The organism is Desulfotomaculum defluvii, assembly GCF_054657375.1.
The window spans coordinates 45,405-59,468 of sequence record NZ_BAAHYV010000006.1; the positions used below are offsets into that span (position 1 = coordinate 45,405).

Genomic DNA, 14,064 nt, shown 5'->3' on the forward strand with positions numbered 1-14,064 from the left:
ATAGTCGAAAGGGGATGACTCATGGTATTTGAAGAAAAAATAACGCACCTTAAAACATGGTTAGGGAAACAACCCAAAGCCCTAAAGCAAGGGATTTCTGTATTATTGGTGTTAGGATTAGTAGTGGGAGGCTTTTCCTTTGTAAAGGCCCAAAATGCCTGTGCAGTGGCAGTTAATGGTCAAGTTGTGGCAGTTGTTCAAGATCAAACTAAAGCAGAAACGGTCGTTAACTCGTTAATTAAAGAAAACCAAACAAAGGGAACCAATGTTAAACCACTACAGAGTATTACATATCAAACAACTGAAAAAAACAATAACGTTATTAGTGAAGAAGAGCTCAAGGAACTACTTGCAGAAGAATTAACCTTTGAGGCAACTGCCAGCGGTATAAAGGTAAACAATGGTTTGAAGGTTGCTGTTAGGGATAAGGCTACCGCGGAGAAGGTATTAGAGGAGCTAAAAAACGAATATAAGCTTGGTCCAGAATTTACAGTAGCTTTCCGAGAAACGGTAAACGTTGTAAATGTACCAGTGGAAACTAGCAAGATTTTATCGTTAGAAGATGCCATTAAGCGCCTTAAAGGGGAAAGTGGAGTACCCCGCTACCATACAGTTAAAGAAGGCGAAACCCTTTGGGATATTGCAAACAAATTTAATGTAAGTCCCGAAGAATTGCAAGCTGCAAATCCCAACTTTACTCCGGAAAGAATGCAGATTGGTCAGAAAATAAAGATGGTGGGTGTGGCAGATCCGCTTATCAATGTAGAAGCTATGGCTGAAAAGACCGTCAAAGAAGAGACAGCTTTGCCGCAGCAAATGAGGAAGAATTCAACGCTTCCCTTTGGACAAAGTCGGGTTGTACAGAAAGCTGAGCATGGTCTAAAGGAAGTTACCTATAAGATTATAGCTGTTAATGGACTGGAAATTGAACGTGAAGTCGTTAATGTAAATGTAATTAAAGAAGCAAAACCACTAATTGTAGAGCGTAGTGCTCAAACGATGGTTGCATCCCGTGGTGCTAGACCCTCCGGGGCAATTATTTCCCCCTTTGGTCAAAGGAATGGACGTATGCATACTGGAGTTGATTTAGCCAAGTCCTATGGGACCCCAGTGGGAGCTTATAATTCTGGTAGTGTGGTGCGGGCAGGTTGGTACGGAGCATATGGTAACTGTGTAGACATTAATCACGGAAATGGTGTAGTTACCAGATACGCACACCTTTCTACCATTAGTGTAAATGTAGGCCAATCCGTTGAAAAGGGTCAAAGCATTGGTAAAGTAGGTTCCACAGGAAGATCCACCGGACCCCATTTACATTTTGAAGTGATTGTGAATGGAACACCCAGGAACCCAGTCGGCTATATATAAGACGTTACAAACCACCCGTTTGTTACACGGGTGGTTTACTTTTTTCAAACAATTTGTTATGATTGTCCATAGCAGTTAAAGGTATGAGGTGATACAGTTGTTCTTCTTTAGGAGGAAAAGACAAAAGAAAATACAGAAAATTGTTCTAGGTATCTTGGCGGCTGTACTGTCGTTGGGACTTATAGCCTCATCAATAGCTTGGTCAGGTCTGGGCGGATCTAATAATCAATCAGGCATACCGACTACACTGGAAGAAAGAATAGAGAATTTGGAACAACAAGCTAAGAAAAATCCAGAGGATAAAGGTTTATTAGCTTCCCTTGCCTCCTATTATACACAAGCAGGCCAACTGGATAAGGCCAGTGAAGCTTATCAAAAAGTTGTAAAGATAGACCCTAAAGATATTTCGGCACGCCAAAACCTAGCACTACTGTACTACACCCAAGGCAAATTAGATGCTGCTGAGCAGGAATTAAAAAATGCCTTGGCAGTAAAGCCGGATGATGGCGATTTAAATTTCCAGTATGCGAAGCTTTTGGCAGAAAAGAAAGATTATCAGACAGCTATAACTTATATGGGGAAATTCCTGAACTCCCAAGATAAAGGACCCAAAGCAGAGGAAGCTCGTAAATCCATAGAAGCTTGGAAGGTGAAAGCCGGGCAATAATTGCCTGGCTTCTTTTTATTTCCACTTGGACTAGTTATCAAACAATACTATAATTATAACTGATTAATTAGTAAGATAGGATGGAGGTGCTAAATATGCCTCAAATGGAGAAAAGGAATATTTCTATAAACAAGTATTTAGGGATAACCCTTGCTGCCGTATTGATTTTGGCGGCTTTTTTTATGAAGCTACCCTATTTTGTTAAGAACAGCAGCTATATTATCTATAGGGAAGGATTCAGACAGAAAGCTTTGTGGACAACCAGATCCATGCATACCCTTTCTGGAGATCATTTCAAGCTTCGCTTTAGCCAGGGAAATGTTAAGGATGCAGAATTGGTTCTTGCCACCGCAGAAAAATTCTACGCTCCCATAGCTGAAAAGTATGGTTATACTGGCAAAGGTAAAATACCAATTATTGTATATTCCTCAAGAGCCGAATTGAATCGTAACTTTGGTTGGGAAGCCAATGAAAGTGCCATGGGAGTTTACTGGGCGGGTGTTATTCGAATACTTTCCCCCCATATATGGATAGATGAGGATGATCCGAATTTGTATCGAGAAGAGTTTGTTCATTCTGGGCCGATGGCCCATGAATTTACACACCTAGTGGTTGACTATATTACATCGGGGAACTATACGCGCTGGTTTACAGAGGGTATAGCTCAATACGAAGAATACAAATTAACAGGCTTTGAATTTGATAAACTTCAGGCATCTTTAGATCAACCCTTGTATAGGTTAGCTGAGATGAATGCATATTTTGACGATCTACCAAACCAACCCTTAGCTTATCGTCAGTCTTACCTGGCAGTCCGCTATATAGCGGAAGTATACGGAGAAGATACACTGAAGGTAATATTACAGAACTTAGCCCAGGGAAATAAAACGGAGACTGTGTTGGAGAAGGTTTTAGGTGTTAATATGAAGGACTTTGAGGAAAATTACATTAATTGGGCAAAGGAAAAAGAATAACCTCTGAATTTGTAGGACTTTTGGCCAGAAATTGATAAAAAAGCAGGAATTACCACACCCTCAGAGAATATATTTTAGTTGATCGGGGAGCGATTTATATTTAGGAGGTCTAAACATTTGAGCAAACTCATAATCACAGGAGGACAACCGCTCCATGGTAAGGTTAAAGTAAGTGGTGCTAAAAACGCTTCCCTCGCTATTTTATGCGGTGCATTATTGGCGGAGGATGAGGTTGTATTAGATAACGTCCCGGATATCAGTGATGTTCGGATTTTATTAGAGATAATGGGAACCATGGGTGTTAAGGTTCGCTGGTTAGGAGAGGAAACTTTATCTCTTAGAAGCCCGAAAAATATCGAGGACGAGGCTCCTTATGAATTGGTGAAGCAACTTAGGGCGTCAAACTTATTATTGGGACCTATGCTCACTCGTTATGGAAAAGCATCGATATCATTACCGGGGGGCTGCAACATTGGTATACGTCCCATGGATCTGCATTTTAAAGGGCTAATCAACCTTGGTGCAGAGATGAATCTAGAACGGGGTATTATACAGGGTAAAACAGGTAGATTAACGGGTTCAAGGGTTTATTTGGATTTTCCTAGCGTAGGAGCCACCGAAAACATTATCATGGCTGCTTGTTTGGCTGATGGTCAAACAGTCATTGAAAATGCAGCTAAGGAACCAGAAATTGTTGATTTGGCAAACTTTTTAAATGCCCTCGGGGCAAAGGTGCGTGGAGCGGGGACAGATTTAATTAAAATTGAAGGACAACACTTATTGAAAGGTGGCCGCTATACCATTATTCCTGACAGAATTGAAGCAGGAACCTTTATGGTTGCAGCGGCGGCGACTAGAGGGAAAGTTATTTTAGAGAGTGTTATACCTAGGCATCTGGAACCCCTAACTGCTAAATTAAGGGAAGCAAATGTTGAAGTTGAAGTGAGTGAGGATACCATTTGTGTGAATGCCGCTAATATAGAGGCTAAAAGTATTGATATTAAAACCATGCCATATCCTGGCTTTCCTACTGACATGCAATCTCAAATGATGGCTTTTTTGTCCACCGTACCTGGCACTAGTATTATCGTAGAAAATATCTTTGAAAATCGTTTCAGAGTGGCAGATGAGATAAAGAGGATGGGCGCAAACATTAAGGTTGAAGGAAGGATGGCTGTTATTGAAGGGGTAGCTTCCTTACAGGGAGCAAAGGTTAAAGCATCTGACCTTCGGGCCGGCGCAGCCTTGGTTATAGCAGCATTAATGGCCAAAGGTGAAACTGAAATTGGCGATGTACACTATATTGATCGTGGCTATGCAAATCTAGAGCCAAAGCTTACCTCCCTTGGTGCCCTTATAAGAAGATCATAAGTAATGCAAAAACTAACTATGGGCGTGCCTGCTGGTACGCCCTTGCTTTTATGAAATAGGAATGGGGTTAGGTTTGGTATGTTCAGCTATGACGGCTTCAGCTATGTTTACAGCATGATCACCTATTCGTTCAAGATTACTTGCAATATCAACGAAAAAGATTCCTGCATCACCGGTACATATTTTTTCATTTAAACGCCCAATATGTGATTGGCGCAGATCGTACTCCATCTTATCAATTTGCTTTTCTTTTGCCAGTACTGTTTTGGCAAGTTCCTTATTATTACTAATAAGGGATTCAAGGGCATCATTAAAAGTTTCTAATGTTAATTGAAACATATGATTTAGCTCACCCCTTGCTTCTTCTGAGAGCCTAACTTTCTTTTCAACACGGAATTCAAGTAATTCAATAATATTTTCCGCATGATCCCCCACTCGCTCAATGTCTCGTATTGTATTCATTAGTCGATTGTGTTCTTCAGATTCAAGTGTACTTAAAGGCTTTGTTGAGAGCTCCACCAAATACTCTGTAATCAACTTATCTAATCGATTAATAGCTTTTTCATATTCCAAGGCAAGGGTTGAGTGTTTCTTTTCCTTAGTATTTAAAAAATTAATTGCTTCAGAGACTGCATCCCTTGCATATTCACCCATGCGCTGGATTTCTTTCTTTGCTTGTCCCAAAGCGATTGACGGAGAGCGTTCAATAAACATTGGATTTAAATATTTAATATTTGAATCGACAAAAATGTCTTCACCGGGAATAATTTTTATCACGATCCATGCAAGTAATGCTATAAATGGAAATTGAATAATGGTATTAGAAATATTAAAAATACCATGGGCAAAGGCAATTGTCATTTCAGGATTTAAATCCAGAGCTATCTGTAAATAGCTGATCATTTTTGTAAATAGCCCTAAAATAATTAAAAAAATGATTGTGCCAATTATGTTGAACAACACATGAACTGAGGCTACTCTCCTAGCTGATACTGAAGCACCGATGGAAGCTAAGACGGCGGTTATAGTTGTCCCAATATTATCCCCAAATAAAACTGGTAGGGCCGCATTCAAACTAATAGCTCCTTGCGAGTATAATTGCTGTAATATCCCGATTGTTGCACTGGAACTTTGAACAATAACTGTAAATACTGTACCTACCAATACACCAAGCAAGGGGTGATCACTCATATTAAGCGTTAGTTGTTGAAACTCTTCTAAAGACCTAAGTGGCTTCATACCACTGCTCATTAGTTCTAAGCCAAAGAACAATGCCCCAAATCCAAAGATAATTTGACCTAAATGGCTTATATTCTTGCTGCGGAAAAAAAATAGGAGAAAGGAACCCAATGCAATAATTGGCAGGGCATATTCGCCAAGGTCAATCCCGATAATAAAAGCGGTGACAGTGGTACCAATATTTGCCCCCATAATAACACCAATGGCCTGTCTAAGTGTCATGAATCCTGCACTAACCAATGCTACAGTTAGCACGGTGGTACCTGAACTGGACTGAATTAATATCGTAATAAACATGCCGGCTAACACACCCATCAAAGGGTTTGTTGTAAAACGGTCTAAAATGTCTTTTAATCGATCTCCTGCTGCCGCCTGAAGACCATCCCCCATGTATTTAATACCAAATAAAAAGATACCCAGACCTCCCAAAAACTCAAACAGCATTTCCTGAATATTAAAGTCCAATAATATCACACCTTTATTTTTTGCTATTACCTCTGCTTATTGTTTAGGTGAAAACCTTATCCTATATTGTTACTCTATTTTCATTGCCTATGCTATTCTTTTTTAACAAACAATAGTAAAGGGATATACTTGCAAAAAAGTAGATATTAATTTAACATGGCTATAGTTTAAAATATCATAACTTTCATAATATAATTGCCATAAAAAATGATTTGGCTGCCAAGTAGAGATGGAGTTAATAGATTAGAATAACTAACAAATGGAATTATAAGATAAGGTTGTTGATTTATGAAGATTACTGTCCTATGTGTTGGGAAGCTTAAAGAGAAATATCTGGTAGAAGGAATTAAAGAATACACTAAGCGTATGACACCCTTCGCCAAGGTTGAGATAATAGAAGTGGCTGATGAACCCTGCCCGGATAATGCCTCCCAGGCCCTTGAAGAAAAAATCCGCCAGAAGGAGGCAGACAAATTATTAAAAAAGTTACGACCAGATACCTTTTTAATTATTTTGGACCTAAAGGGTAAAATGCTGTCCTCCGAAGAAATGGCCAGAAAAATCCAAGACTTAGCTATCTCCGGCAAAAGCGACATAACCTTTATCATCGGAGGCTCCATCGGTCTGGCCCCGACACTTGTCCAACGGGCTAACCTCCTCCTATCCTTATCTAACCTTACCTTTCCCCACCAATTAGTAAGACTGTTGTTAATGGAACAGATCTACCGTTGGTTTAAGATAATACACAATGAACCATACCATAAATAACGGCGAAAAAATCCGGCATCTTTATTTTGGCGGCTTAGAAAATTATTGGTTTGGATTTCAATTTTCCCAGGGGTTTGTTGAATATATGTTCGAAAAATGATAAGCTTACTAAGGTACATTATTCCAAGGATAACTTATCGAAAGATAAGGACGTGAAACCATGGGTGTAAAACCGTGAGGGTTATGATCGCCGGGTTACCAAATAAGAAAAGGATACTATCTAAAAGGTAATCTAAGGTAGTATCCTTTTTAGTATTAAAAACTATAAGTTGAGTGTTAAGCTTTTATTCTTCTAGATGCTCTAAAAATAATTATCTGGATTTTTGTTTAACATTTTTTAAATATTATGATAAAATTTTGACTTGCTCTATTAGAATTGCACTAACTAGTTATCAACTGTATTTCCAGTTACCTATGTGTTTATCACTACCTAAGTACTACATTAACTCCAATTAGAATTATTATAATAAGTCCTGAGATTATGAACTAGATCTGGGGAGGATGTACATGGTAGACAAGCATAAGGCTGACCCAGTGCCTCTTTTTAAATGGATATGGAGATCATTCCTAAGGACTGCTTTGATTCCCTTACTTATGGTTGAACTTGTTTTTGTAGGAATTTATTTTTACTCAAGTGTCTGGAGTAAACAAGAGAATATCATAGTAATCAGAGAAACTGCGAGGAATGAACTGAAAGATATTTCTCAACAACAAGCAGATATCATTGAGCAGCAGATGATCAGGGTTCAACACCTAACAGAATTCTATCAAAGACAAACCGCCATAGCTTTAGCAAAACCTGCTAGTTTAAGCAAAGAAGATGCCAAGAGGCTGGCCTATGATAAATCTGGAGCCTATTATACCACTAGGGATAAAACTTCCGGTGGGGTTGCAGTTTACTATTCTGGATATGTTACGGTGGGGGAACTAGAGAGGCAAAAGGTTGCTAAACTATTAACATTAGAGCCATTAATGAAGGATATCCTGCACACAGAAAAATTAGTTGATTCTTTATACTTTAACTCCTTTGACTCATTAAACGTTATCTACCCCTATTTTGAAGTACTCAAGCAATATCCCCCTAAAATGAATATACCAACCTATAACTTTTATTATCAGGCAGACCTTCAAAATAACCCAGATAAAAAGATTAAATGGACAGAGGTCTATCTAGACCCAGCGGGACACGGTTGGATGACCTCTTGTATAGCTCCGGTATACAAAGGGAACTATTTGGAGGGTGTTGTCGGCATAGACATAACGGTAGATACTATTATTAACCGTATTTTAACCCTACAAATCCCTTGGCAGGGTTATGGTATACTCCTGAGCCAAGAAGGTAAAATTCTTGCTTTACCTAAACAGGGAGAAGAGGATTTTAACCTTAAAGAACTAACGAACCATCATTATACTGAGACTGTCAAGAGAGATATGACAAAATCTGAGACCTTCCGCTTAAGTCAACACCCAGAGCTCAATAAATTTAGTGATGAAGTTAATAGTAAAGCAACTGGACTAACAAACGTGAAACTTAGGGGTAAACAATACCTGGTTTCATGGTCCACCGTTCCCGAAACCAATTGGAAACTTTTAATCCTTGCTCCTGAGCAAAAAATTTATGCTCCGGCCAATCAACTGAGTGCAGACCTAAATAAGGTTGGTACCATGATGATAGGTGGGCTAGTGTTGTTCTATATGGTTTTCTTTTTCTTTCTTTATAAGAAATCTCGCCAAATGAGTAAGTACATTTCTCAACCTTTACTTGATCTGAATAACGTGGTGCATAGGATTGGGGCTGGAGAATATCAACAGCTAATTAGAGAGTACCCTGTAATAGAACTCAATGAAACTGCATTGGGACTTATGAATATGGGAAACCAACTGGCCAAAGCGACCAATCAGTTAGTAGAACGGGAATCGGAGCTAAGATATCACAAAGAAAATCTTGAACAGTTAGTAGAAGAACGCACAAATAATCTCAAAAATATGAATAAGGAATTGATCAACGAGATTAACATACGACAAATGGTCGAATATGCTTTGCGAGAAAGTGAAGCTCGCTATCGTCGACTGGCGGAAAATTCACCAGATGTTATTTTCCGGATAACGTTAAATCTATCTCCCCAGTTTGAATATATTAGCCCGGCAGTAAATGACATAGCTGGCTATCATCCGAGTGCTTTCTATGGTTCTGGCTATAGGCTTTTAGAAAAACATATTGACCCGGATGACCTTGTTACTGCTAGAAGATTTTTACCTGGCAAGGACTGTATAGAAAATACCCTTCGCTGGTTGCACCCTGATGGGAGAACACGGTGGTTGGAATATAAGTATGTAAGGGTTTATGATGACAATGATCAGTGCATAGCTCTTGAGGGGGTTGTACGTGATATAACAGACAGAAAAAAAGCCGAGCAAAGGCTTAAATATTTAAGTCAGCACGACTCACTGACTGGACTCTACAACAGAGCCTATTTCGAACAAGAACTACTTAAATTAAAGGATTATTGCCACTTGCCGATCAGTATTATTGTCGGTGATGTCAACGGGTTAAAGTTAATTAACGATAGTTTTGGTCATCAGTATGGAGATAACCTTCTCAAAGAGGCTGCCAAGATTATTAAAATGTCTGTGGAAAAAAATGATGTAGTTGCGAGAATTGGTGGAGATGAGTTTTCTGTGTTGCTAGTTGATTACGATAAAGAAAATGCAGAAAAGGTGATAGGGAAAATTAATCAAAATCTCAATAATTACAATCAAAGTAACCTGGATCTACCATTAAGCATCTCTATTGGTGTGGCTACAAACAAAGGTGAAAAACTGACTCTAGAGGAATTGTTTAAAATTGCAGACGATCATATGTATAGGGAGAAGTTGCATACCAGGCAGAGCAACCGTAGTGCATTGGTTAGAACCTTAATGAAGGCATTGGAGGCTAGAGATTACCTTACTGAAGGTCATGGCGAACGGCTGCAAGAATTAACGATGAAATTAGCCGAAGCCTTGAATCTGCCCAAAAATAAGCTAGTAGATGTTCAATTACTCGCCAAGTTTCATGATATAGGCAAAGTAGGTATTCCCGATCAAATTTTGCATAAGCCTGAAAAGCTGAATTCTGAAGAGTGTAATGAAATACAAAGACACTCTGAGATAGGCTACCGTATTGCCAAGTCAGCACCTGAGTTAGAAACAATCGCTGAATTGATACTAAGACATCATGAATGGTGGAATGGCAAAGGTTATCCACTGGGCCTAAAGGGCGAAGAGATTCCTTTAGAATGCAGAATTTTATCAATAGTAGATGCTTATGACGCCATGACCAATGACCGCCCATACCGTAAGGCTATAAGTCACGAAGAAGCGGTGGCTGAGCTGCAAAATTGCGCAGGGGAACAATTTGACCCCAGTTTAGTGCCAACCTTTATTTATATTGCCAGTAAAATTTAAAATCATAATGCTAGAAGGCTTCTTATAACTCTAAGGGTTAGAGAAGCCTTTTTAAATCGCTTTGTGTTTGAAGTAGGAATTCCAGTCCCTAGATTAGACTAATTGACGGATTATTCGCGAAATTATTTATATGTATTGACACGTCAGTTCGACATGCATATAATTAGCACATGAATAAATATTGGAAATGCGTTGATGGGGAGCAGTAAGTGATGTAACTCTTCAGAGAGCCGTTGGTGGTGAAAGACGGTGAGCCAAGTTTCTGAATCTCGCCCCAGAGTGTTCATTGGAAAATAGTACTTTGAACCGGGTATGCCCGTTATAGCTAATAAGAGGGTAAGTATCTTTACTTATCAACTAGGGTGGTAACGCGGGAAACCTCTCGTCCCTTATGGGATGGGAGGTTTATATATTTTTAGAGTAATTTAACAGTTAATCATAGGGAACTCCAACCCAAAAATAAACATAATATTCCGGAAATCTAGAAGGGGGTATTGTGTATAAATTTTAGATATAAAAAAATGAAAATTATTTTTAAGCCAATAGGAGGTGTGTTTTTATGGTACAGAGCTACAAAATCCAACGAAGTAAAGTTACTTTAGGACTTCAGAATATGGATTCCCGTAAAGGGCGATTTAGAGCTTTCAACGCAATAAGGCCTGCCATGAAAAAAATGGTGTTGAATTACCCTCAACTTTCAGAAACCTTGCGGGGTATTAAAGAATATAGTGTTGGCCACCTTGAAGAAATGGTTGCCAAAGCTAAACATTCCTTAGAGAACAAAGGCTGTCGCGTGCATGTGGCAGAAACCACTGAAGAAGCCCAAAATTACATATTAAATCTAATATCCCAAGGGATCGTAGTAAAATCGAAAACTAACGCCGGAAAAGAAATAAATATAGCTCATGTCCTTGAAGAACGAGGACTCCAAGTAATTGAAACAGATCTTGGCGATCGAATTAACCAGTTAGCCCATAGTGAAGCAAGCCACTCATTGGCTCCGGCAATTCATATTCCCATCGAAAAAGTTGCCGAAATTTTTTCTGAAGAGGCTGGGGTTACTCTTGAATGTACCCATGAAGCCCTGGTGGTAGCAGCACGTAATGGGCTGCGGGATTATCTAATTAGGGCAGATGTGGGGATTTCCGGTGCCAATGCAATAGCAGCGGATACTGGTAGTGTTTTTGTCACAGAGAATGAAGGTAATATACGTGCTGTAACCATGATGCCCAAAATTCACATAGTTATTGCAGGGGTGGAAAAAATCGTTCCCACACTAGAAGATGCAATGCAGGTGGTACGGTCAGCCGCCGTTTATGGGGTGGGTCAAGATATAGGTACCTATGTTTCTGTGATTTCTGGCGTTAGTTCTTGTACTGACCCGGAGTTAGAGGCCCTAACTGGTGGCCAGGGTCCAAAGGAAGTTCATGTAGTGTTACTTAAGCACGGTCGAACTGAGGCCATTGAAAATGGCTTCGCTGAATCCCTCTATTGTATTAACTGTGGCAGTTGTCTTAATTTTTGTCCAATATATGCTGAGATAGGTGAGAAATACGGCTACAAATATTTGGGTGGACGGGGACTGGTCTTTACTGCCTTTCACGGAAACTTGCAGAAAACAGTGGAAAACGGTTTGTCTCTCTGTATCGGCTGTCAAAAGTGCAAGACCTCCTGTCCGGTGCAAATGGATACTCCTGAAATGCTAAAACGACTAAGACAAAAACTGGTGGATAAAGAAGGCTTGGAGTGGAAAAAAGAAAAAGTTTTTTCTCTTTTGTCCAATCCGAAAACCTTGCCTAAAGTATCTAAGTTGGCCTCCACGGTGGGGGGAGTGTTTTTAAAAGGTTCTTCAAGTGGCATAACACCCAGATTTTCTCTACCTGCACTGGGTCTGCCCGGGGAACGCTTGTTACCTAAAGTCAAAGAAAAATCCTTTATGCAAACAGCAAAACCAAAACAGTTACCTAATCCCGTTAAAACAGTGACCTTTTTCCCTGGTTGTGTGGTTAACTATGCCGAACACGAGATAGGTGAAGCAATGCTACATGTGCTAGCTGAAAACAATATTGCAGTGCAAATGGCCAAGGAAGATGTGTGTTGCGGCATACCTGCAATGGTAAGCGGGGATAAAAATTATTCAAAGCAAATGGCCTTAAAAAATATTGAGATATATAGCCAGTTAGATTGTGATGCAATGGTCTTTGCTTGCCCCAGTTGTGCGGTAGCTTTTAAAGAGGAATATCCTAAATTATTTGCCGAGGACAGTCTGGAAATCGTAGAAAAGGTCAATAAAATTGCTCAAAAGGTTAAGGATATTAGCCAATTTTTAATGGAAGATATTCAATTGAGAAAACCCGAAGGGTATCTGCAAGAAAAAATAACCTATCACGACCCTTGTCATCTGATAAGGAGTTTAGGCATATTTCAACAACCTCGTCAGCTAATTCAAGAACTCCCGGGGGCAGAATTTATAGAGATGGAGGATGCAGACGCCTGCTGCGGTTTTGGGGGCTCCTTTAGTATTGGATTTTATGATTTGTCCAGGCGAATTAACGAAGGAAAATTAAAGTCCTTAAAAGATACTGACGCTTCCATTTTAGCCACAGGATGTCCAGGGTGTATACTTCATTTCCGGGATGGTATAAACCAAAAGGGTATGCAGCAAAAAGTTTTTCATCCAGTACAATTGCTTAGTCAAGCATATGTCAGGAGGAATGGTAATCAATGAATACCAGGACAAAAGCAGAAAAGATTTTAAGCCAAATCCAGGTAGAGCGCCAACAACTGCTTTCTGAATATGCGGGGCTGGCCAAACAAGTAACCGAGACAAAAAATTCTACGGCCAAGAATCTGAAGCAGAAGGTTGACCAAGCGATCAAAATGCTTGGGGTTAAAGGATGTCATGTATTATTTGCAAAGGATGCTCAGGAGGCAAGGGAGCAGATTAGCAAAATTCTCTGTTCTAGTAAAAAGGTTCTATTAAGTAAGGACCCTATATTTACAGAGATACATTTACAAGAATATCTTCAGTCAAATAATGTAGAGATTGTTCGATCAGATCTGGGTGACAGTATTGTAGGACAGTCCGTAGATGTACATCCCAGAATAGCAACGATTAATACGCCTGTTCTAGATAAGGATAAAGTGATCACCATAAAAAATGATATACGCGAGCAAGCATCGCAAATTGAGTATGGTATTACTGGAGCAGATGCTATCGTCGCTGAAACTGGAACCATTGCATTGCTGGAGTCTGAAGGTCATGTAAGGCTTACCTCTAATCTTCCCTACAAACATATCGTAATCGCTGGACTTGAAAAGGTATTGTCTACTTTAGAAGAAGCACTCGTTGTATGCCGTGCCACCAGTATTTATGGCCTAGGTAAGGATTTGCTAAGTTATATTTCCTTTATCTCGGGACCAAGCCGTACAGCGGATATTGAGTTCAAAATGGTGCAGGGCATGCATGGCCCTAAAGAAGTGTTCGTAATCCTACTAGACAATGGTCGTTTGGAAGATTCAAATAAGGGAGACTTAGCTGCCCTCAAGTGTCTCCACTGTGGGGGGTGCTTAGTAGATTGTCCTGCCTATATCAAGGAAGGCTTGCAACAAGGCTATCGTTATACAGGAAAGAGAAAGAAGGTGTTAGCAAAGTATTTGACGCAAGGCTCAGACACTAACGAGGTAGAGTATCCAGGTTGTTCATCCTGCAACAAATGTGATAGAAGTTGCCCAGTTGGTATTAGTATTTAGAGTTACTACAGA

The 14,064-nt window shown here is 39.7% G+C and carries 9 protein-coding genes, 1 riboswitch and 1 other annotated feature; of the genes, 8 read left to right on the plus strand and 1 reads right to left on the minus strand.

All coding sequences use genetic code 11. From position 1 onward, the window contains the following. Window positions 1-21: 21 nt before the first annotated feature. The 4 genes from ACYQ03_RS02965 (at window position 22) to murA (ending at window position 4,380) form a co-directional block, all read left to right on the plus strand. Complete coding sequence (locus ACYQ03_RS02965) at window positions 22-1,368, plus strand: peptidoglycan DD-metalloendopeptidase family protein (RefSeq protein WP_459907517.1); 1,347 nt, start codon at window positions 22-24, stop codon at window positions 1,366-1,368. A gap of 88 nt (window positions 1,369-1,456) precedes the next feature. Further along, a complete protein-coding gene (locus tag ACYQ03_RS02970) occupies window positions 1,457-2,035 on the plus strand; it encodes a tetratricopeptide repeat protein (RefSeq protein WP_459907519.1) in 579 nt (192 codons plus the stop codon). A gap of 95 nt (window positions 2,036-2,130) precedes the next feature. Continuing rightward, entirely contained in the window at window positions 2,131-3,009 is an 879-nt protein-coding gene (locus ACYQ03_RS02975; RefSeq protein ID WP_459907520.1) for a peptidase MA family metallohydrolase, read from the plus strand. 117 nt (window positions 3,010-3,126) lie between these two features. Beyond that, window positions 3,127-4,380 (plus strand): UDP-N-acetylglucosamine 1-carboxyvinyltransferase, encoded by a 1,254-nt coding sequence (gene murA, locus ACYQ03_RS02980; protein ID WP_459907522.1) that lies wholly within the window; start codon window positions 3,127-3,129, stop codon window positions 4,378-4,380. Between the two features lie 48 nt (window positions 4,381-4,428). On the opposite strand, the gene ACYQ03_RS02985 is transcribed toward murA, so the two are convergent. Then, window positions 4,429-6,093, minus strand: a complete 1,665-nt coding sequence (locus tag ACYQ03_RS02985; protein WP_459907524.1) for a Na/Pi cotransporter family protein — start codon at window positions 6,091-6,093, stop codon at window positions 4,429-4,431. Window positions 6,094-6,372: 279 nt separating this feature from the next. Here ACYQ03_RS02985 and rlmH point away from each other — a divergent pair, with 279 nt between their 5' ends. From rlmH to ACYQ03_RS03005, 4 genes are all read left to right on the plus strand, one after another. Next, a complete protein-coding gene (gene rlmH / locus ACYQ03_RS02990) occupies window positions 6,373-6,852 on the plus strand; it encodes a 23S rRNA (pseudouridine(1915)-N(3))-methyltransferase RlmH (protein ID WP_459907526.1) in 480 nt (159 codons plus the stop codon). Between the two features lie 118 nt (window positions 6,853-6,970). Further along, window positions 6,971-7,055, plus strand: a riboswitch (cyclic di-GMP riboswitch). Between the two features lie 304 nt (window positions 7,056-7,359). After that, the gene (locus tag ACYQ03_RS02995) at window positions 7,360-10,299 is read left to right on the plus strand and encodes an HD domain-containing phosphohydrolase (protein ID WP_459907528.1); all 2,940 of its coding nucleotides are present in this window, start codon (window positions 7,360-7,362) and stop codon (window positions 10,297-10,299) included. 183 nt (window positions 10,300-10,482) lie between these two features. Then, window positions 10,483-10,692 (plus strand) — a binding site (T-box leader). A gap of 166 nt (window positions 10,693-10,858) precedes the next feature. Beyond that, entirely contained in the window at window positions 10,859-13,027 is a 2,169-nt protein-coding gene (locus ACYQ03_RS03000) for an LUD domain-containing protein (RefSeq protein ID WP_459907529.1), read from the plus strand. Next, window positions 13,024-14,052 (plus strand): LUD domain-containing protein, encoded by a 1,029-nt coding sequence (locus ACYQ03_RS03005; protein ID WP_459907531.1) that lies wholly within the window; start codon window positions 13,024-13,026, stop codon window positions 14,050-14,052. Before ACYQ03_RS03000 ends, ACYQ03_RS03005 begins: the two co-directional genes overlap by 4 nt. Window positions 14,053-14,064: the final 12 nt, after the last annotated feature.